This window comes from Winogradskyella maritima, from assembly GCF_042650215.1.
GTDB lineage: Bacteria > Bacteroidota > Bacteroidia > Flavobacteriales > Flavobacteriaceae > Winogradskyella > Winogradskyella maritima.
On the sequence record NZ_JBHSAT010000004.1, the window covers coordinates 62,006 to 88,753 of the forward strand.

General features: G+C 38.6%; 16 protein-coding genes. 3 read left to right on the forward strand and 13 right to left on the reverse strand.

The window, feature by feature from the left end:
* The first annotated feature begins 2 nt into the window (after window positions 1–2).
* The 3 genes from ACFOSX_RS01385 to ACFOSX_RS01395 all read left to right on the forward strand — a co-directional run bounded on the left by ACFOSX_RS01385 (window position 3) and on the right by ACFOSX_RS01395 (window position 2,184).
* A complete protein-coding gene (locus tag ACFOSX_RS01385) occupies window positions 3–1,238 on the forward strand; it encodes a 3-deoxy-D-manno-octulosonic acid transferase (RefSeq protein ID WP_386096271.1) in 1,236 nt (411 codons plus the stop codon).
* A gap of 79 nt (window positions 1,239–1,317) precedes the next feature.
* Window positions 1,318–1,524 (forward strand): hypothetical protein, encoded by a 207-nt coding sequence (locus tag ACFOSX_RS01390; protein WP_386096273.1) that lies wholly within the window; start codon window positions 1,318–1,320, stop codon window positions 1,522–1,524.
* A 159-nt stretch (window positions 1,525–1,683) separates the two neighbouring features.
* On the forward strand, window positions 1,684–2,184 hold the full coding sequence (locus tag ACFOSX_RS01395; RefSeq protein ID WP_386096275.1) for a hypothetical protein: 501 nt from the start codon (window positions 1,684–1,686) through the stop codon (window positions 2,182–2,184).
* A gap of 74 nt (window positions 2,185–2,258) precedes the next feature.
* Here ACFOSX_RS01395 and ACFOSX_RS01400 read toward each other — a convergent pair whose 3' ends face one another.
* The 13 genes from ACFOSX_RS01400 to ACFOSX_RS01460 all read right to left on the reverse strand — a co-directional run bounded on the left by ACFOSX_RS01400 (window position 2,259) and on the right by ACFOSX_RS01460 (window position 26,732).
* Window positions 2,259–3,251: a T9SS type A sorting domain-containing protein gene (locus ACFOSX_RS01400; protein ID WP_386096277.1), complete on the reverse strand. Its 993-nt coding sequence runs from the start codon at window positions 3,249–3,251 to the stop codon at window positions 2,259–2,261.
* A 132-nt stretch (window positions 3,252–3,383) separates the two neighbouring features.
* Window positions 3,384–4,298: a glycoside hydrolase family 17 protein gene (locus tag ACFOSX_RS01405; RefSeq protein ID WP_386096279.1), complete on the reverse strand. Its 915-nt coding sequence runs from the start codon at window positions 4,296–4,298 to the stop codon at window positions 3,384–3,386.
* Between the two features lie 2 nt (window positions 4,299–4,300).
* Window positions 4,301–6,643: an MFS transporter gene (locus ACFOSX_RS01410; RefSeq protein ID WP_386096281.1), complete on the reverse strand. Its 2,343-nt coding sequence runs from the start codon at window positions 6,641–6,643 to the stop codon at window positions 4,301–4,303.
* Window positions 6,644–6,657: 14 nt separating this feature from the next.
* Window positions 6,658–8,106 (reverse strand): glycoside hydrolase family 30 protein, encoded by a 1,449-nt coding sequence (locus ACFOSX_RS01415; RefSeq protein WP_386096283.1) that lies wholly within the window; start codon window positions 8,104–8,106, stop codon window positions 6,658–6,660.
* 46 nt (window positions 8,107–8,152) lie between these two features.
* On the reverse strand, window positions 8,153–9,445 hold the full coding sequence (locus ACFOSX_RS01420; RefSeq protein ID WP_386096285.1) for a glycosyl hydrolase family 17 protein: 1,293 nt from the start codon (window positions 9,443–9,445) through the stop codon (window positions 8,153–8,155).
* 11 nt (window positions 9,446–9,456) lie between these two features.
* Window positions 9,457–12,930 (reverse strand): hypothetical protein, encoded by a 3,474-nt coding sequence (locus ACFOSX_RS01425; RefSeq protein ID WP_386096287.1) that lies wholly within the window; start codon window positions 12,928–12,930, stop codon window positions 9,457–9,459.
* 91 nt (window positions 12,931–13,021) lie between these two features.
* Window positions 13,022–15,787, reverse strand: a complete 2,766-nt coding sequence (locus ACFOSX_RS01430) for a carbohydrate binding domain-containing protein (protein ID WP_386096289.1) — start codon at window positions 15,785–15,787, stop codon at window positions 13,022–13,024.
* 4 nt (window positions 15,788–15,791) lie between these two features.
* Window positions 15,792–16,622 (reverse strand): glycoside hydrolase family 16 protein, encoded by an 831-nt coding sequence (locus tag ACFOSX_RS01435; RefSeq protein WP_386096291.1) that lies wholly within the window; start codon window positions 16,620–16,622, stop codon window positions 15,792–15,794.
* Between the two features lie 33 nt (window positions 16,623–16,655).
* Window positions 16,656–18,071 (reverse strand): hypothetical protein, encoded by a 1,416-nt coding sequence (locus ACFOSX_RS01440; protein WP_386096293.1) that lies wholly within the window; start codon window positions 18,069–18,071, stop codon window positions 16,656–16,658.
* A 14-nt stretch (window positions 18,072–18,085) separates the two neighbouring features.
* Window positions 18,086–21,229, reverse strand: coding sequence for a glycosidase (locus ACFOSX_RS01445; protein ID WP_386096295.1), 3,144 nt, complete (start codon window positions 21,227–21,229; stop codon window positions 18,086–18,088).
* Window positions 21,230–21,533: 304 nt separating this feature from the next.
* Complete coding sequence (locus ACFOSX_RS01450) at window positions 21,534–23,297, reverse strand: family 16 glycosylhydrolase (RefSeq protein WP_386096297.1); 1,764 nt, start codon at window positions 23,295–23,297, stop codon at window positions 21,534–21,536.
* Between the two features lie 23 nt (window positions 23,298–23,320).
* Window positions 23,321–25,294: a carbohydrate binding domain-containing protein gene (locus ACFOSX_RS01455; protein ID WP_386096299.1), complete on the reverse strand. Its 1,974-nt coding sequence runs from the start codon at window positions 25,292–25,294 to the stop codon at window positions 23,321–23,323.
* A gap of 13 nt (window positions 25,295–25,307) precedes the next feature.
* On the reverse strand, window positions 25,308–26,732 hold the full coding sequence (locus ACFOSX_RS01460; protein WP_386100155.1) for a RagB/SusD family nutrient uptake outer membrane protein: 1,425 nt from the start codon (window positions 26,730–26,732) through the stop codon (window positions 25,308–25,310).
* Between the last annotated feature and the right edge of the window lie 16 nt (window positions 26,733–26,748).

The window sequence follows — 26,748 nt, forward strand, 5'->3', positions numbered from 1 at the left end:
GTTTGAAAACCCTTTACTCCATAGCTATTTCTGTTGTTTCCTTGCTTCTGCATATGGCTGGGCTTTATAATCCAAAACTAAAAAAGGGCATTGTTGGACGAAGAGAAACTTTTGAAAAACTCAGAAGTGCAATTCAGCCTAAAGATGCCGTTCTTTGGTTTCATTGCGCTTCTCTTGGAGAATATGAGCAAGGTCTTCCGGTTTTTGAAGCGTTGAAAGAGAAATATCCTAACCGCAAAGTCGTGTTGTCTTTTTTCTCGCCTTCAGGATATGAGAATAAAAAAAATGCACCAATTGCAGATGTGGTGGTGTATTTACCTTTGGACAAGACGTCTTCAATGAAAACCTTTTTGGATTTGACACATCCAGACCTTATTGTATTTGTGAAGTACGAATTCTGGCCTAATTTACTTTCAGAAATCAAAAGACGGCAACTTAAAGCCATACTTATTTCGGCTATCATCCGTAAAGACCAATCCTTCTTCAAATGGTACGGCGGTTTTATGAAAAAAGCCCTCTTTGCGTTTGAACATATTTTTGTTCAGGATGAAGCCTCAAAACGCAATCTTTTGGATTTGGGCTATCAAACCGTAACGGTTTCGGGCGATACACGATTCGATAGAGTTACCGCACAATTACAATTAGACAACCAACTTGATATGATGGACACGTTTAAAGACGGTAAACTCTTGGTTGTTTTTGGAAGTTCATGGCCCGCGGATGATGATTTATTTATTCCCTATATAAATGAATTTGAAAACAATAATGTAAAATTCGTCATCACACCGCATGATGTTAAGCTGAGTTACACTGAAAAATTGGTGAGACAAATCGATAAAAAAATGGTAACCTATTCAGGTTTGAATACTTCAGAATTGAAGGAATCTGTCGTATTCATTGTAGACACCATTGGTATTTTAAACAAAATATATAGTTATGCCGATATAGCTTATGTTGGCGGCGCAGCAGGAACAACTGGATTGCATAATATTTTGGAACCTGCGGTATTCGGAATACCGGTGATTATTGGTAAGAATTATTCTAAATTCCCAGAAGCATCTAAACTTATTGATTTGGGAGGCGTAGTTTCTGTAGATTCCCCGAAAGAATTCAAAAAGACTATAACTCATTTATTAAAAGATGAGTCAACCCGATTACGGATTGGAAAAATCAATCACGATTACATTACAGAAAATTCTGGCGCCGTGACTAGAATTATGACTTATTTCAGCAAATAAAGCAATGTTGAGGGCAAATGCGCAAAACACCAGAGAGGCTTCACTGTATCTTGCACCCATTAACACAAATTTAATCAATATGAAAAAAGTAATTTTAAATATGAGTTTGGCTCTTGCCATGATCGTAAGCTTGTCTTCTTGTAGAGAAACAAAAACTGTTGAAAAAGAAGTTGAAGTAGAAGTCAAAGCTGATGACGAAGGCACATTAGAGCGTATCGGAAAAGGCGCTGACAAGGCAGTTGAAGGCGTGAAAGAAGTTGAAAATGAAATAGACAACGACAACTAGCATTTGATATCGCATAACGTTAAGAACCCAAGTCTAATCATTTGGGTTTTTGCTTATAATTAAATATGATTCTTCTGCCAATTTAATGGAAAGCATCTAAATTGAATTTTTCAGCGTATGTTAATCAAACTCAACAATAACCAATAAACACTTCAAATTATGAAAAAAATCGTGATGAATATTATGCTCGTAGCTACAATTGCAGTATCACTCAACTCTTGTAAAGATGCTGAGAAAAATGCAGAAAACGCTTTAGAGAATACTGAAAATGCTTTAGAAAATGCCGGAGCTGAGCTTGAACAAGCAGCAGAAAATCTGGCAGCCAATGCCGAAGCAGCGTATGAGAATGCCAAAGCTAAGGCCAATGAAATGGTAAATAAAGCTGAGGTAGAATTGAAAGAAGCCGAAGTTGCTTTGGAAAACGCAACTGGCGAGGCTAAAGTTGCCGCACAAAAAGCATACGATGACGCAAAAGCAAATTTAGTTGCAGTTAAAGAAAAAGCACGGGCGCAACTCGAAGCTGCTGAAGAAAATTTGGAAGATTTAGCTGATGAAACCGAAAATGAGTTAGAAGACGCTAAGGATGCCGGCAACAAAGCTATTGATAATGCTCAAAAAGCAGGCAATGACGCCATTAACAAAGTAAAGACAGAGAATTAAAAAATCTTTTTTACTCCATAAGAAAGCCCGGACTTATTTAAGCTCGGGCTTTTAAATGATTTATATCTTCTCTGTTATTGCTTTACCAATTTTAAGGTTTTGCTTCCAAGGTCGGTAGATACTTTTGCCAAATAAATACCAGCTTTTAATTGTGTAGCATCGATAGATACTTCTGTATCGTTAGGTGCAAGCGTTTGAACTTTCTTTCCTAAAATATCATAGAGCTCTATATTTTGGATTAACATACTGTTTGTTTTTAACTCCCAGTTTGCAGTAGCAGGGTTAGAACTTACGGAAATAGATTCAGACAAAACAAATCCCTCTATATCTAAAACGGTTTGCGCACTATTTTCCCATACACTACTTACAGTAAGATTCTCACTAAGTTGAATATACCTATTTGTACAAATACCGGCTGCACACGGACCATTGCTTGAGGCCGTATTTGGATCACCTTGAGCAAATTGCTCATCATCCGTATAGTTATCTACTGCAAACTTATATTGCCAAGATTTTTCATCAAGTGATAGTGTCGTAGACCAAATCCCAGAACCTTGGTCTGTCAAAGCATTAGCCGTACCGTCAAAACCATTGAATTCCCCAACTACATATACTGTAGTAAAACTTGGCATGTACGAACTCATGTCAACCTCAAAAGTAATATCGTGTGGCCCTGGATTAGACAAATCTTCCGCGCAACCTTCCCAAGGTGCTGTTGGCAAAACAATATCCGCACCATCAACTTCCAATGTTCGGTTAGTAAATCCAAAGTTAGTCACTGTACAGACATCCTGCGCTATATGTGTTTCGTAAGTAGCACCTCCGTTAATAGTGAATTTATATTCGTATGTACCGTCATTAAGTGGCAATGTCACTTCCCAGATATTACCCCCCTGATCAGTTAAGGGGTTACAGCCTCCACAGAAACCATTAAATGTAGCATTAACTTCAACGGTAGTAAACGTACCCGCTATAGGGGTCATATCGACACTAAATGTCACGTTTTGTTGCGCTGATAGAGATACAGAACAGATTATTAATGCAACTAAAAGAGTAATTTTTTTCATAAGTTATTTATTAAAAGGGTTAAACAATTTTTTATAAAAATACGAATATATTAGACTACAACTTCACAAATCACCTATACAACACCTCTACAAATGTGATGTAGGCAATAATTTAACATTGTTTTTAATAATCTAGAACTTAAGATTTTCGTTTTTGTCCCAGAGTCCCCAATATGCCCCAACGTCGCCCTCATCACCCGTTTTCCACGATTCATCAAAGGATGAGAAATAGAATATAGGGATGTCGTTTGTTCTCGTCCAGCTAATGGCGTCAACAAAATATTTCATAGCCGCTTCTTCACCAGCATAAGCACCTTTGAGGCTACCACCCTGACTTGGCCATCCAGTTTCAGTAATTATTATTGGTTTTCCCTGAGCAGCATCTACAACTTGTCCGTACATGGACTGCATATGACCCAACGCGTATTCTATCGGACAGCCTTCCCAGTACGGGTAAAGATTCGCCAATAACACATCTGAATGCTCTACCAACTCAGGGTGTCTTGAAAATTCATAATAGGCGTCGACATAACCTATTGGAATATTAAGTCCAACCAAAGCTTCTCTTACACGCTTCATATAACCCAATAATTCTTCTAATGACAAGTCGTTTCTGTAAAGCACTTCATTGCCTACAGCTGCAACATCTACATGTCCAGCCTTAGCCAATGTAATAAGACCTTCAATTTCTTTTTCATTATCATCCTTATTGTCGCTGAGCCAAGCACCAACCAATGTTTTTAAACCGTGTTTTTTGGCGACTACAGGAACATGTTCATTTCCTTCAATACAAGAAAATGAACGAATAGCACGCACATATGGTTTCAATTTTAAAACACGTCGCTCCACTTGCTCTATACTAATAGCATCACCTGGCTCCTGACCGTCTTCATACATACTAAAGCAAATACCATGGATACCATCTTTTAACGTTTTTCGCCAAAGTGCTCTAAGTTCCTCGATAGATACGTCCGTAGTATCTATCCCTTTTGTTGTAATTTGACTATAGCCTTTTGGGCTATAATAGGATTCATCTCTGTAAGACATTTTTAATATTTTAATTTTTCATCTTTATTCCACAAGCCCCACCTTGCTCCAACCTCACCTTCTTGTTGAACTTTCCAAGACTCATCAAAAGAGGAGAAGTAAAACAGAGGGATATTTGTCTTTGTGGCCCAATCTTGTGTCTGAACAAAATACTTCATTGCATTTAACTTACTAGGCTTAGCATTACCTACAGTCTGCCCTTCACTTGGCCAACCTGTTTCTGTTATTATAATTTCCTTTCCATCAGCAATTAGTTCTGTAAGAGCATACATTTGTCGTAAGTTAACTAGGGCATCATCTACGGCAGAGCCTTCCCAGAATGGGTAACAGTTAACCAAAATGATATCACACGCCTTTACAAGGTTTTTATTGATTTGATATTGATAATAGGTGTCAGCGCAACCTACCTTAACTGAAGTATCAGATAAAGCCTCTTTCACTCTATTTATATAAATAATCAATTCTTTTTCTGAAATATCACCACGATGTAAGGCCTCATTTCCAACAGCAACAATCTCTACATTACCATTTTTGGCTTGTTGAATAGCTGATTCAATTTCCAGTTCGTTACGATTTTTATCATCACTTATCCAAACGCCTAACATCATATTTGCACCATTCGATGCTGAAATACTTGGAATCAACTCATGCCCTTTGGTACTTGAAAAGGATCTCACCCATTTGGTATGTGGAGCAATAATCTCCATTCTTCGTTTAATCTGCTTTTGATAAATGGTATCTGAATCCGTTTGATCTTTAAGAAACGGACTAAAACATAAGCCGTACACGCCATTATGTAATGTTTGCTTAAATAATTTTGAGATTTCTGAATCGCTATGACTCGATAAATCCTCACTCGCATAATCCGTTAGCTTAAGATTATCCACCAAATTCTTTAAATGGCCCGCATTATAACCCGAAGATTCTACATCCAATATGGTCACTTTCCTACTTTCTAATTGCGCGCGTACTTCAGCCGCTCTAGCTTCATCAACACCATAATCTTTCATTACCCACATAGCAATTAGCGTTCCTATGATAGGTACGCCCGAAAAGAACATTCTTAAACCATCTACAGCACCTTCTGGCTGTGTCGGAGCATCAGGTGTAAAGCCCACAAAATCCATGATTAGACCACTACATAATCCAGCGATGGCAAAACCAAATTTTACCATCCACCAATATATAGCTCCAAATATGCCTTCGCGTCTTTTTCCGGTATTCAATTCATCAAGATCTATAACATCTGCCGTCATTGACATCATTAAAACAAAAAGACTTCCTATACCAAATGAGAAAAAGGGTAGCGCATATATAAACAGGTATGGTTTACCAGGCACAAACAAAAACCAAAGCATTATATAACCAACAAGGGAAATCCCTTGTGCCGTCATAAATGCTCGTTTTTTACCAAGCTTACTAGACATTTTGGTAACAATAGGAATCACCATAAAAGTGGTCACCAAGGCCCCTAAACTTCCAAAGAGTGTAGGCCAAATACCTGCATCACCTGCATTTCCTCCAAAAAGATGATAGACAACAATGAAAAATGAAAATGCGGCAATAGTATTAAACGCATTAAAGATAAAGAAGGTCGAAATACAAAGTTTTCTAAATGGTTTAATAGAAAAAGCTTCAACAAAACCTTTGACGATTTCTTTTAAGCTACCTCCAATAGTTCTAAAAGTTAGTGGTAAGTAATCCTCATCTAAAGTCGATCTGCTTTTTAGGAAAATTGCTGGTACCATAGCAAAAAGCGCACAAATAATCCCGACCCATATGGCCAGTGTCCTTGTGGCAACATCCGCTGAAGGGAACATATCTTGGTCATACATTATAACCCAAAACCAAGGCGCAATAACCCATGCCCATTGACCAATCCATTGGGCTACAGCCATAATATTGGTTCGCTCATGAAAATCATCGCTCATCTCATAACCCATAGCTACATATGGCACACTAAAAATTGTAAGCCCTAAGTAAAAGACAAAGGACCAAAGCAGAAAATAGGTGAAATTATAGTCGACACCATTCTCTCGATACAACTGCCACATTACTATAAAAGAAATACCCATAATAAGCGCACCAAGAAATACATATTGACGTCTTCTTCCCCACCTGGATTTTGTATTGTCTGAAATAAAGCCCATGATCGGGTCCGTTATTGAGTCAAATATCCTTGGAGCAAAGAATAGTACACCCCACATCCAACCAGGGAATCCTAAATCCTGAACTAATACAACCATAAATATTCCCAAAACGGCAGGAAACATCTGGTTAGCAAGCATACCTACGCCAAAGGCGACTTTTTGACCGAAAGGAACTTTATTTTTGTAGGTGGACATACTTTTATTATTTATTAGTTAGTTATTATAATCGTTTGTAACGATTGAGCATCTATCTTCATAGAGGTGCTTTTTTCATTTAAGTTCAGATTGAATTCTTGTCCTTCTTCGCCTTCATTAAATACTACAACAGCAATAGTACCATCTGGATTTTTTGCAGCGGTAACCTGTAAGTTTTCGTTAAAGTTAGTCACATCAATAACATCAGCACCTGGTCTTATATATTTGCTAAAATGTGCCATTGTATAATACAAAGGGGTAAAATAGACCTCATCATTATCTGGATCAACAATAACTGGTGCAGCACACCAATTCTTAAACCAGTTGGGACCACCTTGTCTGTCTAAAACCATATTCCAATCTACCCAACCATCAACCCAATTGTTTAGACAACCAATGATATCTCTTGCATATCTGTTTACAGGAGCATACTTTGGATGCAGGTATTTCTCTTCCTCTGAAGCCCAATCCCAGCCCCAATCGGTAGCTTCCTTAGACCAATACCATTTATCATCTTTCCATGCTGGAACTTCAGAGTCGACACAACCTTCTGTTTCTATGAGGTATTTATCTGGTGCTTTACTATGTGCATATTGAAGGGCTTCTGGGAACACCTCATAGGTACTCTCATACCAATGAATAGCTGTACCGTCATAATATTTTGAAGTTTCTTCATTGGCATACATTACATCAACCCATTCTTTCAGACCTGCTCTGTTTTGGTCATAACCCAAAATGATTTTATCCCCATGCCCATCGGTCTCTAGTTTTGGCCCTAAATGATTCATGACGAAATCTGTCATTTCTTCTGGAGAAAAGTGCATGCTTTCCCAATTATTACCGTTACCGTGTGGTTCATTTTCTACAGTGAATCCCCAGATATCTATGCCTTCAGCTTTATAGGCATCTACATATTTTGAAAAAAACAACGCCCATGTAGGATAATGTTCTGGCAATAATTTTCCACCGACCCATTCCTTATTATCTTTCATCCAAGGTGGCGCTGTCCATGGTGAGGCAAATAATTTGAACCCATCTTCAGAAGTTGCCATTGCCTCTTTTATCATAGGAATTAAGTCATCCATATCTTCCTTGACAGAAAAATCCTTGAGCTCCTTGTCTTCAGTTGGTGTGTAGGAATATTGACTCAATGAGAAATCACACGAATTCATGTGGGTACGGGTCAAAGAATAGTTTGCGCCTTCCCTGCTGAAATAGGCTTTAATAATGGTATCCCTATTTTTTTTGCTGAGTTGATTTAATAGATAAGCGGAGGATTCTGTAAAAGCCCCACCAAATCCCGTTATTTTTTGAAAGGTTTTTTCAGGATTTAAGGTTATCGAAGAGCTATCCCTCACAGAAGTAGTTTCAAAATTTTCAAGTTTTGTTAGCGAATTACCACTAGCAGAGGTTTCATAGACCTCAACCATTAGTTTGTTGTCTTCAGGTTTACAACTTGTCATAACCAATAATAAAATACAGTATGTAAGTATAGCTTTTGAGTTCATTTTAATTTACTGAGTGTATTAGGGCGCCGTCAGCTCTAGGTGGCACAAGAACCTCTAACAACAATGCATCTAAATCACCATTGTAAGTTTTTCTTATTGCATTTCCATTTCGGGTGAGGCCTTCAAAAATGCCTTGATCTACTAAATCCCAAATAGGATATTTCGCACTACCGTCAATCTTAAACAATCCGAAATGGTTTTCTGAGCCATTAGGGTGTTGAGCATCTTTCCACTGTTCGTTAAAGGCTTCGAAATAAAAACAAGAAATACCATTGAGATTAGTCCATTCTCGCATCATTTTATAATAAAGGCCTTGCTTATATTCATCCGTTGCTCTTGAACCATTTGGTCCATACAATCCTTTTGAGACGGTTGCCCAGCCAGTCTCCCCAATATGAATGGGTTTAACAACACCAAGGCTTGCCATGTAGTTTGAAACGCTATCATATTGTGCCTTTGAAAAATCTATAGCACGTTTCATAGCGTTATTTATTTGATCTAACTCAGGTTTATCAACATCCTCAGCTGGTACTTTCCAAAATTGTGGATTGTAATGTGTATTGTGATAAGGGTACGTGTGCATTGACACATAATCTACCGCTTTAACTAGCTTTTCTAAGTCTTCCGTGTGATATAAAGAATCTCCACCTCCCCATGATGAGAAATCATCAGAGCTTGTAATCCACAAATCATTTGGCAAATCACCACGCTTCTTTAATTCTTGAAGATGATTCACCCATTTAAGAATAACCCAAGGCTCTACGTAGTAGCTCGTTGCCCATTTAACCATAGCTTCGTTACCAACAGCAATGATCTTTACAATCTCAGGATATTCGTTGGCTAAGGCTACAGCACGTGCGATTTCGCCTTCGTTTTGCGCGCTCTCCACATTATGGTTTGGAACTTGGTCTGTCCAAGCATTTAAGCAATCTATCCAAGCACCCAACATCACATACATTTCGAAATCTGGATTTTCAGATTTTAGTTCTCTTATCGCCTTAAGGACATTTTTTGCATGATCTAATTGTACATTGTAGGTTCTAAGGACTCTAATGCCCATAGCGGACAAAATAAGCATATCATTTTTTAACTGTGGGATTGTAGGTTGACTGTCTCTTGATTTCAAGCGGTAGCCCCCATAAGATATGGCGAGGTAGCTTGAATCTCCAAGAATGTCTTTAGCTGTTACGTTTTTGGGTGTTTGTTTCAACTGGTTGTCTTTTTTATTTGTATTGCATGACATGATGAAGACTAAAATAAAAAGGATTGCTATATTATTTAGTTTCAAATTCATGCTATTGGTGTTTATCTTAATCTTGATTCTGAAAGTTGCACATCAATTTTTTCGATTTGATGTAAACGTTCAAATACCGACTGGCTCAATTCTGAATTTAGGCAGAGCCCTTTAAACTGTTCTGTACGGCCATCTTGCATTGTCACTTTGATAGTTTCTGTGTTATTCAAACTATAAATAATTGGCACCTGGCAATAGGTAAATGCCAATGATCCAACGTCCAAAGGAATTTCCTTATAATTGCTTGCTACGTCATAATAGGTATAAGTCCTTGGTTTTATTATAAGCTCATCTCTTTTAAGTAAGCTTGGTTGAAAACAAATTTGACCGTCTGACATCTTTACACCTAATTCTCCAATGCGTGAGAGGATATCTTCTTTTACCTGCCCTGTCATTCCTGGTTGTTGTGCACCTCTACCGAATGGTGTGTGCGAGTAAGGGTCAGTTGGGAAAGCGCCATATAATTTGGGTGGTTTATGTGCTCCTATACCTGCATCTATCTCATAATAATGTTCTAACAATCGACCAACAGTTTCGGCTGAAGCTTCTTCTTCAATAGCTTTTAAACAACATTCTTGCACAGCCAATTTTAATTTTGACACCATGTGCCAGTAAATAGACCCTAAGCCTTCATACCCGTAAAATGTGCCAGAACGACCAGTAAACGCCTTGTGGTTGAAAACCTCTTCAAATAGGTCTAAAAGTATATTTCCTTCTTTTTCAACCAAGTGCTTATGATTACCCGAAGCTAATTCAGCTAAAGCCTCTTTTAAGCTATTAGCATTATTGAAATTGCCGTTGAAATGATAATTGCCATGTATGTCTTTTGAAACCAATGAACGGTCACCGGCCTCGACCAAAGTTTGAATCAATTTAGACTGTTCAGCATTTTCTTTAGGAATAATATTCTTCTTTGTAAATGTTGGCAGATCTTTATTAGGGTATAATAGGTAGCTGTACTGGTCATCTCTAAATAGTGCACTTTCTTTCATAGCATCCAAGACGCTAAGTGCTTTTTTAGAACTAAGATACTGCGAGCTCAATACCGCTACTTGTCCTTCAAGCATTTCGTCTAAATGGCTTATAGAAATTTCCTCACCATTCTCCACGGTCATTAAATTATAAGCATGGTAAAGATGGTCTTGTCTTCTGTTGGCGTCAATAGAGTGTTCTAAATAGCGTTGAGTTGTAGTTATAAAACTGCGGATAGCACTAACTGAAATTACTTTCTTATGACCAGAAAAAGAATCTTTATATATTTTCTCCCTAAAGTCACTAGATGCCTGACCTACTTGGTCTAGGACACTTTTTCTGTCTTTATTGGATAGTTGCCCTTCGAGTAGATGATGGTGAGTTTCAAAAGCTTTAAAGATACTATTAAACAACTCTAATAATTCTTCAGAAATTTCTACATTATTGGTTTCAGCCTTTGCAATCATTTTATCAAAAACCACCAAAAAGCGCCTTAAATAATAGAGTGTAACCATAGACACACCATTACCTACCAAGGCATTATTAGCGTCATTCCATTCTGGGCGTTGGGTGTTCATCCAAATGCCTGCTTCTGGAATAAAGTTTGAAAGTTTAGCCAAAACCGTGGCTAAAATCTTCTCGATGAAATTGACTTTACAGATAAAGAAATTTTCGTCTCGCAATAAGGCACCATCAGCACCTAACTCGTCGCGTTTTACCCTTATTTTATGATCTAGCTCATCATCGAATTCAATAGTATCCTTTGGGTTTTTAAGTAAGTCTTTATATGGTTTAATTTTGTACGGCACATTGGCATAAACAAATGCATCCGAATTAAAATAACTTTCTAAGACACCTGGCTTGTAAGTTTCTATAAACTCCAAGAATTTAGATAAATAGATGATTTGATGGTCGCCCCAATACCCAATGTAAGACCAAGGGTCGTCTGGCTCAATCGTTTCCCAATCGAAACCGCCTTTGGTGACTCTGTAAGGATTATAACCATCAAACGTTGTGGCGTTTAAGAACTTATGAATCATACTCTCGGTAAACTCCGGAAATGCATGTGCCAAAGCTTCCCAATTCTGGAATATATCCCGCCAGTTGCCTTCATAATCTAAAATCTTGGAACCATCAATCTCATTCCTTGTGTTGATTGAAAAACGATTCCAAGGGCGACTTGGGTCACCATGTCGTCGGCTAAACTTAAGTGGCATATACTCTAAACATAATCGTCTAAAGTTTTTGTCATCACTCTTATGAGCTAATTCTTTTAGATGCTGTAGAGAAAATGTTTCAGGTAAATTGGCCAATACGTCACTTGCCTTTGCGTATACTTTCTTATTAGCATTTTTGATATAAGCATCAAAATCCCCTCTTTCAATAGTGTAATTATCATCAAAAACACCACCCCGCATGATATTAAAAAGGGTGTTTGAGTAATGTCTGGAATCTCCTTGTTTATCGGCCGTAAGCTGTAAACCGTCTGAAGAAGCATTCAGTTTATTTAAGCGTTCTGTTCCGAGATTAATGTCATTATTAACGGCATTGTACAAATCATCATTTTCTTTTATTTCTTTGGTGAGATTTGCGATTTTTGAATGGTCTTGGTTGACATTACCTATGAGCATCCAACGCTTTTCAGATTTTGCATCCAATTCTAGCGCTGTACTTACAAAGTAGGCGCCTTTTTCGGCTTTTACATCCTCTTCCTGATAGACCTCACCGGTCTTTCTGAAATTTTTTAGTTGCAATGAAGACAGTAAATAGTTTACATCCTGAAGTCCTAAAGACCAAGCTACATTCGCTTTTAAAGCTTCACTTGGTTCAGCTTTATCAACGATTATAGCACTTAATGCATAGATTCCCAAACCTGCGTCCGAAACCAATTCACTTCTTTTGTAAGCATCGACAAGGTTGCTTACCCTTACCTGAGTATCTGGTTCTACGCCATATGGTATAATGTTTTGAAACCCATCAATCATTTTTACTGAAACGCCATTTGCACCTGTATTTATCAGGCGTGATTTCTTAACAAAACCATATTCGTCACTAGAATTCCATTGATAACGAAACGTTAGATTGAGGTCATGATTAATCTCTTCGAATATGACCTTATTCCCATATTTGTTTTTGTACAAATTTCGTTGCGTATTATACAAGCCTTCTTGACGTATTGAAAATGGTTCCCAAAGATGAGTACCATTAATCCAAAAAATAGATTTGCTTCCCGTTATCTCTGCCGACTCGGTAATTTTATCATCTGTGTAATAAGGAAAGAAAGAATACTCATTATTTTTGCGTCCAGCTGTTAGCCCTCCATTGCTCGAAATAAACATCCAATGGTCGGAATCGCTAACTATACTCATAAAAAACGGGCGCATGTCATCGACGTCTGTTATTTTAAAGAAATATTCCCCGTCGATTTTTTCGCGCTTCATAATGGTCTCATGCAGGTCTCCATTATCTAATTCCACATCTGGTTTTAATGTCTTTTGTTGATTTGATTCCATCAAATAATTCTCACTTATATAGTATAAAACAACCTGCAGTTTAATTAATTAACTGCAAGGTTGTCATTGTTTAAAAAAATGCTTTTACGGTCTATTGTGCGGTCATTGACACATTATCAATATTTATAGTTCCTCCACACGTTGCTGCACCGCCACACACCAATTCTAATAGGAATGATACTCCTCCACCAACATTCCCAGCAGTTGTAAAGGTATATGTTCTCGTTTCCCAATTGGTTGATACGGCTCCATCTGCTTGCACTAAAACATGTTGTACTGCAGGATCGTTAGAGCCATCAGCAGGTTCAGAAAACATAAATGCGTTGAGTATTGCACCATCAGCAAGTGGATCTGAAGCATCAGCTTTAATGTCGAATGAAACAATATAAGTAGTGTTAGGCATAACAGTGCCAATACCAAAACGTTCTTGCTTTATACCTGGATTTGCACCTGTAGCACTAGTGATCTGGCCCGAACGTGTACCACCTCCGTTGCTGACTGTTGAAGATATGCTTGTTGATCCACCATTATCAAATAAAGCCCAACAGCTAGAATTAGCTTCAAAATCACCATCCGCAATAAAGTCACCAGCAGGAGGAGCAGGACAATCACCGGTGCCACCACCACCGCCTCCGCCACCAGAGCCTGAGTCTATGAAAAGCGATACATCATCGATATTTACAACACCAGCTTCTTCTGCCAAATCAAATAAGACACGTGCATCTGGCGCACCAAATCCGTTTGCCAATAACGTTAACTCGTACCTTGTTCTTGCAGTTGTAATGCTGACGGTTTCAGAATTATTTGCAAAATCACCACCGCTTAAACCAATACCTGCAACAATAGTTCTATTGACATCAGACCATGCGTCAAAAGCCAAAATATAAGTTTCACCATTTATGATTTCTGTTTTTTGACTTACGTTAATATTAAAAGGTTGCCCAGGTGTTGGTGATGTAACATTTATTGAATAGAATACATTATCACCTTCCGTGCTTACAGGTGCCGGATTAGAGTCATCTACGCCTTGAATCCATTCTGTAACGTTTCCGTTTGTATCTAAAGTCTGAAAGTCTCCATTCACCAATAAACCATCATCAAACGGCATACCGCCACCATCGCCATTACTACATAATCTTATATTGTCAAATTGAATCGTCCATGCGTCTGAACCATCTCCAGCTGTACCATTATCCATAATTAAGGTGATACCAGTAACATCACCCATGTTTCCAGCCACATCAGCAAAATCATAGGTTATGGTTTCCCAACCTGCTCCTGAAGTCGGTAGTATTTTTTCAATTCCCAGACCTTCAAGTTTAAATAGTAATTGTCTTACAGCGGAAGATTTAACATCAATAGAAAAAGTACCTGCATTGAATGCAATATTCGCATTTAATCCAACAGTAATTCCTGCAAAAACTTCGCCTGAACCTTTAACATACTGTGCCAACTTAGCACTCATATTTACAGAAGTATCTGGATTATCGATGATTGTACCGACACCACCACCAAAGTTGCTGAAAATGGAATCGTCAGCAGTTTCAAAATCGTTGACCAAATCGCCTCCACAGTTTTCAATAGACCCAGTATCACCACCTGTATCGCCATTGCTACAAAGTCTAATATTATCAAATTGAATGGTCCAATCCGATGAACCATCTCCAGCAGTACCATTATCCATTATTAAGGTAATACCCGTAATCTCACCCATATTACCGGCAACATCACTAAAGTCATATGTTATTGTCTCCCATGCTTCACCTGAAGTTGGTAAAATTTTCTCAATACCTAAACCTTCTAGTTTGAAGAGCAATTGTCTTACAGAAGATGATCTTACATCTATTGAGAATGTACCTGCATTAAAATCTATATTAGAATCTAGACCTATGGTAATTCCTCCAAAAACTTCCCCATCGTTCTTAACATACTGGCCTAATTTGGCACTACTGTTAATTGAAGTTTCATCATTGTCTATAATTGTGCCGACACCGCCACCAAAATTATTAAAAATGGAATCATCAGATGTTTCAAAATCATTGATCAAATCTCCACCACAGTCTTCAATCATTCCATTATTAATGGTATCAATTTGTGTGATGTCATCAATAAAGAATGTTCCAGCAGTTGTTCCAAGGCCATCTACGAAAAACGTTACTTGGCTAAATGCATCTGTTGAAGTAAAAGTGAAGGTTATAATCTCCCAACCTGTACCACCGTGACTTGCAACCACCTCTGCATCGGGACCTGAGCCTTGCTCTAATTTTAATAAAACATCAACCGGTACTTCTGACCAAAAATTGACTGAAATAGTTTGCTGAGTGGCAAGGTCTAGGTCTTCGCCTAATTCAAAAAAGAAACCTTCAAATGTAGCACCACTATTAGTAATTTGACCAACATTTGAGGCGACTGCATTTGACCCTGATAAATCTGGATTTTCCACAACTTCAAAAGCAACACCGCCAAATGTGGTTGCATCAAAAGCAACCAAAGGATTGTCAAATGCAATAGGAAACTGAATCTCCAAAGGAATTTGAATACTTATGGTATCCTCAAAAGTATCTTCACCACCAGCTCCATTTGAAGCCGTAAGTGAAACAGTATACTCCCCTGTTTGATAGGTTTTTATAGGGTTAATTTCTTCTGAACTATCTCCATCCCCAAAAGCCCACTCAAAATCGCTTGCGTTTTCTGAAACATTGATGAAAGTTACCGTACCGGTATTTTCATTAAGCGTGTACGTAAAACCAGCGATTACTTTTGGTAATTCTGCGTCATCATTTTCACAGCCCACGAAGGATATGACCAACAGTAAAAGGGCAAATTGTTTCGCTTTTCTAATTATTTCTTTCATCATAGTTCTAATTTTGATTGTTGCTTTTATAAACTCTTACGTAATCCACAAGTAGTGTTTGTGGAAATACGGTTTCTTCATTTGGAGATCCTACAAATGTGCCACCAACAGCAAGGTTGATAATCATATAAAAAGGATCATTAAACACCCATTCTCCAGGGACGTCATCTGGTGTGATTTGATTGTATAATACATCGTCCACATAATAATTAATATAATTTGGTCCCCACTCAATACCAAAGACGTGGAATCCGGTATCAAAACGATCATTAACTAAATCATAGCTTTTAGAAACAGCATTACCAGCGGAATATCCTGGGCCATGAACGCTACCAATAGTTATTGTAGGGTCTTGACCTCTGTATTCCATAATATCAATCTCTCCAATCTGTGGCCAGATTTCTGTCCCGTTTCTATCATCACCTAACATCCAGAACGCGGGCCATATACCTTTTCCATACGGAAGTCTCATACGGGCTTCAAACCTTCCGTAACGTTGTTCAAAAAGGTTATCGGTCTTTATTCTTGCTGAAGTATATGGAGAGCCATTAAAGTTTTCTTGACGCGCAGTAATGATTAAAAAACCATTTTGCACCGTTACATTTTCTGGTCTATCGGTATAATATTGAAGTTCATTGTTTCCCCAACCGTTTTGTCCTGTTCCGATATCAAATGTCCAGATATCAGGATTTAGAGGGCCATCAGTATCAAACTCCTCAGCAAGTACTAAATTGGTGAACTCAGCCACGGTTTGTTCGTCATCATTAAATTCACAACCCATTACTAAAATGAGTAAAGAAGTTGCCAATAAACTTAATGTTCTGGTTATTGCTTTCATGTATTTCTTGTTTCTTTTCATAGCGTAAAAAAATTAATTTCTGTAGAAGTAGATATTGTCAACTGCAAAGGAACCGCCGTTAGACACCAATACTACCCTAGCAATATTATTCTGATTAGGAGAACCCGCAAATCCGCCTCCAGTGGCCTGTGTAAAAGCATCTAATGGAATGTCAATTCCAACCCAATCTCCTAGAGATAAATTTGAGGTAACGACCGAGCCACCGCCGGTATCGTCACCGCCACCGTCCGAGTTGTCTGCTCCAAAGTCAATCAATTCTACAATTAAACTTGCACTGGCTGGGTCTTTCAATTGTACATCAATATGCAAATGTGTCATATTAGAAACATCTACTGTACCATCCCAACCAAGCCCTACGAACGACAGGTTATCATAATTAGCAATTTGATCCCCCCCAAAAGTTTGGGTAGATATCTGTACATTCTGATCGTTGAATACTGCAAAATTTAAAGCGTTTACATTGGTGTATGCGTCGCTAAAAATAGAGATGACATCATCAGGGTCTCTACTTGGTGGTGTCTCAGCACCTTGAAAGTTCCCCGTAACATCTAGTGTAAGTGAGCCTTGAGCCGATACACCACCCAAAAGAGCAGTAATTTCTGCCTGACCTACACCGACTATTGAAATTTCGCCACGTTCACTAACTCTAGCTACATCAACATCTGAAGACATAAACTGGTAATAAGATGGTGCCACGTTAACTGTAACATTTTCGCCCGATGCTGTATTAAACGTTTGTGTAAGACCAGTAACATTTATGGTAGATCCTGTAAAGGACTGTTCCGAAAGGTCTTCCCCATTAAATATTTTGGGTTGTGGTTGAGCCACTGTTCCCAATCTTTCAAATTGAATATTGTCAAACCATAAAACATAACCCCCCTCACCACCTGGTGCAGAAGCCCCTTCAGCCAACCAAAACAGACCTGTCTCGTTAATTAATTTTGAAGGATCTGGTATAGGTAAAATATATTTTTTCCAATTTGTAGATACCTCTAATCCATTTTTTGTGACTTGGAATTTATTGCCTGTTTCACCAGAAATTCCAAACCCAATGGCGTCAATAGTTGCCGCTTGTGAGGCTTTGGCATAAAACGTTAAGGCATCAAAACCTGATAGGTCCCTAGCTACCGTTGTATTAAATGTCGCTCCGACAAAACCATTCCCAAAAGAAGGCACATCAAAGCGCATGGCTGATGACCCCTCAAATACATCATCTGTAACTACAGAAAACGCTTCCGGGTCAGCACCCGCATCCACAAAAGGGAAATAATCTAGACCCGCAGAAAAGCCATCAATAAATACCTCTCCGTTTTTGAAAAACGTGGCAAACTCCACATCATCCGACACTTCTCTTTCGCAACCAAAAAACAATACCGACATCAGACCTAAAATCATCACAGGTACTGAAACTTTGCTATACTTTTTCATATTATATTTTCTCATTACTTACCTATGTTTATATGAACGTATGTTCTAATTTCCCACTCACTGCCCCAATCAAATCCTGTAGGATCAATAATTGGTGCATCGGCAAAAGGTGCTGCATTATTAGGGCTATATCTTGGAGAAAACTCGTTTAGGGATCTCCAAGTCCCTCTAATACCAACCTTTGTACTCGGAAGAATAAACCAATCTGGCTTACCAATGCTTGTTGAAAGATCTAACATAGCCTGCATTGGAAACGTGAGGTTAAAATCACGATGATAATCAAAAGGCCCCCAATCGTTAACTTTAAAATGGGATTCGACTTTCCATTTTTTATATAGTACCCTAAGATCCGATCCAAAACGTTCAATAGTTCTGGGGTCACTACCTCTGGCTTGTGCGTTACCGAAGTAAAAATTAGCAATAAGCCCTAAGTCTGAATCTACTTTTGATACAACCCTAGAATTTACCTCCCATAAATCTTTTGCTGGCGCGGATCCCGGAAAGGCAATAAGTGTTCTATTATCCAAAAAACCAATAGCCGCATCTTGAGCAGTAGGATGATGTCTAAAAACGAAACCTAAATTCATGGCGAATTTCGCATCCTCTGAACGGTCATTATCCCACTCATACATCCATGTTCCTGGTGTAGGATCGTAGGTGAATAATATTTCTCCAGCTGTGGTTTCCCTATTGCCTCTTACGGAGAAAGGATCATCTAATATATTTCTTAAACGGCCAGGTGCTTGTACATCATTAGGCATAGGGCCAACAATTGGCTTTTGCCATAAAAAGTTTGGTGCAATTTGAAATTTACCAACGTTGTAGGTAAACCCTGTTAAAAAGTTGGTTTGGTTACCGCTACCGCTATCTTTTAAGCGCCATCCGGTAAAGGTTTGCGTATAATCTCCACCGCCGGCCGCCACAAGACCCATCGCTGCACCTTGAGCATAGAAATTAAACTTGCCACCCGAATATGTAAACTTTGCTTTGGCTCCCCAATTGTCTTTTTCGTTAACACGATCAGTAAACACAGTATAATTACCTGGCCCACCTTCAGTAAATTGAAACTCACGCCCATTAAGGGGTTGACCACCCCAAAGTCCTCCAAGCTCTACACCAACTTTACCAAACTCACGTTCTACATGAAGTGAAGCACGTCTTGTACGAGGCATTGGTATGGCGTTAGACGAAACAATTTGTCCTTGATCATCAATGTCTTCATGAAAAATACCAGTGACATCAAACTTTCCGATGGTTCTGCTGTATTTTAAAAGAACAGCTGGGTTAGCGCCCCACCATAATTGAGACCCATAAGCAGCTTTAAATCCCTCTAAGGAACGTTTGCCATCAAATTCCATTCCCAGGATTTCGCCATTATAAATATCTAAGTTAGGGCCATAGTTTGCTTCAGGATAAAGTCCGAAAAAGTCACCTTCATAACCCCAGTGGTAATGTCCTGTTCTGTAAAAGCCTCTCAACGCAAAATCTTTTGCATCCCAATCAAATGAGGCATTATACACTTGTACTCTATTTGGGTCAGTGATAAGGATTTCACCATCTTCACCTTCAACAGTAATTGGACGACCTCTATTTTCATAGAATATTTCATCTATAGGATTACCTGCTATATTGCCCAAAACGCTAAAATTGATTTCTGCATTCATATTGGGAGCAGGGTTTCCTTCAACACCAAAAAAATAGGATTGCATATGGTCGAAACCCAATTGATCTGGGAATTGGTTTGAATCTGGGTCTGGAGAATCTGGTGTAGTTATTAAGCGACCACCTGTATTAAATGTTGTAAATTCTGCCCTAAGATTACTCAACCTCACTTTGCCTGCACCGCCAGCGCCCAATGCAGCCTTGTCGCCACGAGCCTTGAGAACAGCCTCCATAAGATTAATGTTATTAAAATAATTTTCGACAAATGCTGCATCTACACCATCTTCATAGGGGTTGAGTTTGTGCGCTTCTTTTAAAGCGTAATAGGCAGCTCTTGGATATAATTCGTATAAACCCCGTTCATTAGTTGGTCCTTTAGCTGTAATTCCAAACCATTCTTCATTCATATTATTTTCACCAGGCTCAAGATCAATGGCATATCCTCCGTTTGGCCATGTAGCATTAGTATCGTGCTGATCGGCATATTTACGATCATTAAAACCATATTTCCACCAACCATCACTAAATTGAAATGTAAATCCTCCAAGAGATATGCCTGTTTTTCCAAGACCGGCGGCGTGCTGATAAATCTCTTTCCAATTACCTACCATATAATAGGCTTGCATTTTTTGATCTTCTTTATTCTCTTTAGCATTATAGGCATCTGACCCAAACTCTGTAAGGATTAATGGCATATTTAATTTTTCCTTTACCGTATCGAACAAATCCGTGAAAGAAACACCTCTATAGGTATTAGTACCATAGATATCTACGTCCGTAAATTCTTCGGCAACTATATCAATAAATAGCACATCGCCATTACATACCGCAATTGGGACATTAGCATTATTAGCTTTCATCTGCTTAGCCGCTTCATTCATTAAACGGTACATAGGACGACCACGATTTTCACCAATGAACTTTTTCTCTTCTTCATCATCAGGAAACTCTTCTGTTTCAGCACCCGCCCAAAATAATCCGTAGTTATTTTCATTACCGAGTAGAAACATCAATAGTCCAGGCGTACCTCTAAACTCATCCACCAATTCTTTCATGTCGGACAACAACAATTCTTGCGTTTTTGGGTCGGAATAATCAGTTACTGGTGTCCAAACACCATCAATGGTCAATCCGTATCGCCCAAAAGAATGGTTAAGCATTGTATATATACCATAGTTTTCATAGATGTATTTAATCCATCTTGCAGGCACACCAGTATATTGACGGATAACGTTAACACCCATATTTTTGAGTAGTGACATCTCTGTATCTAGACCTGCTTTGATGATATCATCTGATTTTTCCCAAAACTTAGCATTGACTGTATTTGTTCCTATAGGTATATAATCCCAATTCATACCATTAATCATAAATGGTTTCCCATCGACCATCAGTGTAAATCCACCATTGCTTTCAACAACTTCGATGTTTTGGGATTGGGAAAGCGACACGTACCCAATAAAGAGAAAAAGCGTTGTTAGAAGTGCGTTTTTCATAGTTCAGTTATTTCTAATGTTTGATTATTAGTTTAATGTTTGATATAGGCACAAACATTATTTTGATTAGTCAAAAGGTTAAACAAAATTTGAGGAGTCTTATAAGTTAATAAGATTACTTCAAACTATATATTATTTTAATGCATTATTCTTAATTAATCATGCATTTTATTTCAGAATACCTATAAATACACTGTTCTTGCAAATAGTTAATGGATGTCGCTTGCAAATAATAACTAGACCCTAGACAACGCCGAACAGATTTTGTTAATCTTTTTAACGTTTTTGTTTAACGTTCATCCTATTATTGGTAAACCCTGATATAGTCAACCTCCATGGTAGCTTCATCAAAGCCAGTAGCAATAGTGCCACCCAGGGTACCACCCATAGCGACGTTCATAATAAAAAAGAAGTCTGCGTTAAATGGTAGGTCCGCATTATTAGGAACCGTATGGAATATCTCATCATCCAAAGCAAAATAAATCGCTTCTGGTGTCCATTCCAGTGAATAGATATGGAACTCGGAGGTTGCATTTTCTATAGGTGCATCTGCTGTGTTACCAGTACCAGGCGAAACTGCCGGATAATGTGCCGTTCCTTTTATAATGGATTTATCTTGCCCGGTTTGTTCCATAATATCGAGCTCTCCAGAAACTGGCCAGCCGACCTCTGGGAAGTTTGCACCCAGCATCCAAAGCGCAGGCCATGTGCCTTGTCCTTCGGGAAGCTTGGCTCTGATCTCTACCCGACCGTTGGTGAATTCATACAGATCTTGAGATTTTATTCTAGCGGACGTATAAGCACTACCATTAAAGGATTCTGATTTCGCCGTAATTACTAAATTACCGTTAGATACTATTACGTTATCAGCGCGGTCTGTGTAGTATTGTGCTTCTCCATTTCCCCAACCATTATCACCAGTACCAATGTCATAGGTCCAACGAGATGGGTCTGGTGCACCATCTGTATTAAAATCGTCCTCCCAAGTCAGATTATTATAAATGGTTATGTCTGAAAGTCTATCAGCGTCAGAATCGGCACCTGGAGGTGTAGTTGAAAATTTATGATACCACGCTAAAGCTGGGTCTAAACCATCAATAGTCCTCACATATAAAAAATCTTCAGTAATTTCAATAATCTCATACGTTGATGAGCTTACATAATAGCCCATAAAACCGCCATCTGAAAAATTAAGTTGTGTAGCACGAGCTTCGAAACTTGGGTCAGGAACTAGTGACCAGTCTGTATCACCCGGCGCCAAGGTTACTGTACTTGTTCCAGAAGTATCAAAATCCAAACACAAGTCTTCACCGCCCGGCCCTCCAACTATAGCCTGATGCGCTCCATTGAAGAAAGTCTGACCATTATTGTTAAGCTGATATGTCATTTCATTGTTAGTATCGATACTAAACGTTAATTCATCATTACACAAACAGTGATCGGCGAAGTCATCACAGAAATTATTTGGTGTCGCAGCAAAAAATGCAGGGAAATAAAACTGTGTTGGTGTACCAAAAATCTGAAGATCTAAATCCAAAGACGGCCCAACACCTAAATGACCTGGCTCAGAAGCCGCCAAATACCAAGTCTTAGTATAGGATTGAGAATTATCAATGGTAAGATTACCATCATTGTCTTGTGTGGTCATTGCTCCAGTTAAGAACGAACGTGCCTCAACATCATCAAAGGCACTGAACACTTGTACAGCCACAACAGAGGAAGTAGTTACACCGCCTGTGCCTGATGCAATGGCAGTGATATTGTATGTGTTTAAGCCTTGCTGTACAAATCTATGTGTGATTGTTCCATTAGGAGCGACATCAGCTTCAGTACCGTCTCCAAAATCAAAACGGTACGTGATTGCATTATCCGCTGAAGCTGCAAATTCCACCAAGCCAGAACCATCCCCATTGGGGTTATCTGTATCTTGCCCAACAATATTAAAACTGACTGTTAAATTTGTTGGTGTAGTTATATCACCAAATTCAATATCATCCTCTTGACAACCTGTAAGGATAAGTATTGAGAAAAAAGCAACTAGCCATCCTTTGTATTGAAAATTTTTCATTCGTTTAGTTGTATTAAATTTCATCATAATCTAGATAGTGAAACGTTATCAATATTAACCAGTCCCGTTTGCGCTCCAGAATCAAACAGTACTCTGGCATCAGGCGCTCCAAATCCTGTAGCTGTTAGTGTTACCATGTAGGTTGTTCTCGTAGATGTAATATTCACCTCTTCGACAGATGCGGAAAATGGAGGTCCACTAAGGCCAATCCCTGCAATTATGCTTCTATCGCCTTCTGACCATGCATCAAAAGTTAGAATATAGGTCTCATCCGCAATAATCTCTAATTTCTGACTGACGTTGACATCGAATGCGTTTCCAGCAACAGCAACATCAACTGAGTAGTACATATTAGAACCATCTGATACAACAGGCGCTGGGGAATTATCGTCTACGCCAACAATCCAAGGCGTGCTACCAGATTCAAACGTACCGTTAGATAAAAGGTTTCCATTACCTTCAAATAAGGACACATTATCAATATTGACCTGACCAGTTTCTGCGCCCATATCAAAAATGACCCTTGCGTCTGGAGCTCCAAAATCTGAAGCGGTTAGGGTTACAGAATATGTTGTTGGTGTTGTTGAAATAGCTTGTGATACTACAGCGGCTGACCATGGCGGTCCGCTCAACCCTATACCAACGACAATTGAACGGTCAACATCTGACCATGCTTCAAAACTCAGTGTATAGGTATTCCCTTGAACAATCACAGTTTTTTGGCTAATGTTAACATCAAAAGCATTACCAGCACTAGCAACATCTACAGAATAATAAGAATTGTCTCCATCCGTAGTAACTGGTGCCAGATTATTATCATCTACACCAATAAGCCATGCGACACTACCTGATTCAAAATCTCCATTTTGCAATAATCCGTCATCAAAATTTGACGTATTTGTTTCTGGTGTCTTATAAAAATATAAGTTGTCTATATAAATCGTAGAAATATTTCCTAAAGTATCAAAAAGCAATTGTGTGACCTGAGACCTATCCATATTGAAATCATCTAGTGGAATCTCTACACTTACCCATTCTCCTTGTACAATGTCACCTGCAGACTCAATATCCTCTTGTACAGGATCTACAGCGGTGTTAACAATTTTGAAGGATAATGTAGTAGCATCGGCAGTCCAATAATCAAAATGAACAAACTCCATAGCAGTAAGATCTGTAGGATTACCATAGTCGGTAACTATACCAGTAAATGCTAAATCAAAATATTTAATAATGTCATCGCCATCCACTTGGATTTCTTCAAAACCAGTATTAGACCAAGGTGTTGGTAGCTCATTTACTGTGATTGGCGTATAAGCGTTACTGTAAATAGAAATAACGTCTTCCGGACTTCGTTCTGGAGGTGTTGGTGCTGCCGTAAGCGGTTGTAGGATTTCAGTCACCACAAACTCCTCCGTATAAACCGTTGTTTCTATGGCAGCGCCCACAGCAGTTACAGTAATTGTATATGTCCCTGCTTCCGCATACAGATAATTAATGGTTTCACCAATATTTGAAATTACAGGATCAGTTCCATCACCAAAATCAACTGTATAGCTCATAGCAAAATCGGCATTGGCAGTAACATTAACCTGTTTAGAAATGCCTGTATCATTCTCTATAGAAACCATTAAGTTTTGTGGTGCTTGAAAAGACACTACTAACTGTTGCGTATATTCAGTAGTTAATCCATTAATTCCGATTCCCGTCAATGTTAAGGTGTAAGACCCTTCCTCATAAACATTATCAAAACTTTCGCCTGGCGCTAAGGTTATGACTTCTTCAGAACCTTCACCGAGATTCAATTTAAATTCAGTTGCACCTACACCAGCTGGTGTCAATGTTACCAAACCACTATTGTCTTGTGTTGCAATTACGGCAATAGATAGTTCTGAAGGTGCAGCTACATTGTCAATGAAATCTGTAGCTCTATCTTCCCCTGTACACCCTACCATCATAAGTAGAATAAACAGACTTAATATAAATCTTAAACTTTTCATAGGTTTTGTTTTTTTAATACCCTGGATTTTGATCCCACTGATTTCCTGCCAATTGAATCTCAATTAGGGGAATAGGGAATAATTCATGCTTACCACTTTGGAATCCAGGAATTTCAGCTGCAGCTCTTCCTGTTCTTACCAAATCGAAAAAGCGATGGCCTTCACCGACCAACTCTCTTCTGCGCTCATCATAAATAGCATTAGTCAATGCGTTGCCAGATGCTGTAATATTGTTATCCATATTTCCAAAAGCACGCTCTCTCACTCTGTTGAGGTATTGCTGTGCTCTTCCATCATCAATACCACCTCGATTTAAAGCCTCAGCAGCCATTAACAAAACATCTGCAAACCTGATAGATCTATAATTATTAGGATTGGTAAGGTTAGCATCACCTGTATTAAGGTCACCCTGTCTTGGTAAATATTTTCTATTGAAATAACCTGTATGCTCAAAACCAGTACCGAATGTAGCACCAGTCTCAGCAGCCCAAGCATCAATGTTCAAAATTGCTACATCACGTCTTAAATCGTCATCTTCAAAAGCATCATAAACTTCTTGGGTAGGCACATTAAAACTAAAACCTGATTCAAATACTGGCCCTGAGTATTGTCTTATGCCGTTAAAACCTACAGCCACATTTCCTTCACTACATTGTAAACAATCAAAACCTGCACCTTCTACATCTGTATATTGAACCTCAAAAACAGATTCTATATTATTCTCGTTATCGTTTAGGAACATGGTTGAATAATCAGTAAGGAGATCATGAGGTCCATTAGCAATTAAATCTTCAAGCACAGTAGCTGCTTGAGAAAATTTATCTTGGTAGAGATAAGCTTTCCCAAGTAATGCCTGTGCGGCACCTTTTGTTATACGACCCGTTTGAGCTTGTATATAGGGAAGATTGTCTGCTGCAAAAATGAGGTCTGCTTCTATTTGGGCATAAATCTCTGCTTTAGGTGTTCTAGGAATGGAGAATTGATCCCCAAATTGAATACGCTGATCCACAGCAAATGGCACATCACCAAACCATTTTACCAATTCAAAGTAATAATAGGCTCTTAAGAATCGTGTTTGGGCAATAACTCCTGCCTTCCCAGGAAAATCTGTTTTATCTTGAAATTCCATGATATAATTAGCACGATTTACACCACTATACATCCAACCCCAGATGTCTCTCAGCTGTTGATTTACGGGTGTATGAATCATGTCATCAATTTCTTGTATGCCAGGAACATCAATCGCACTCTCGCCACCAGCTAAAGTATTGTCTGATGCTATTTCTCCCAACAAGACATTGAGATAGGTGGACTGCAACATATCATAAGCTCCGATTAGAGCTGATTGGTATTCAGCTTCAGAATTGAAAAAATCTTCGGAATTCTGATCCTGAGATGCTACATCTACAAAATCATCACTACAGCCCAAAAATGCCATAGTACAAATACCGAGT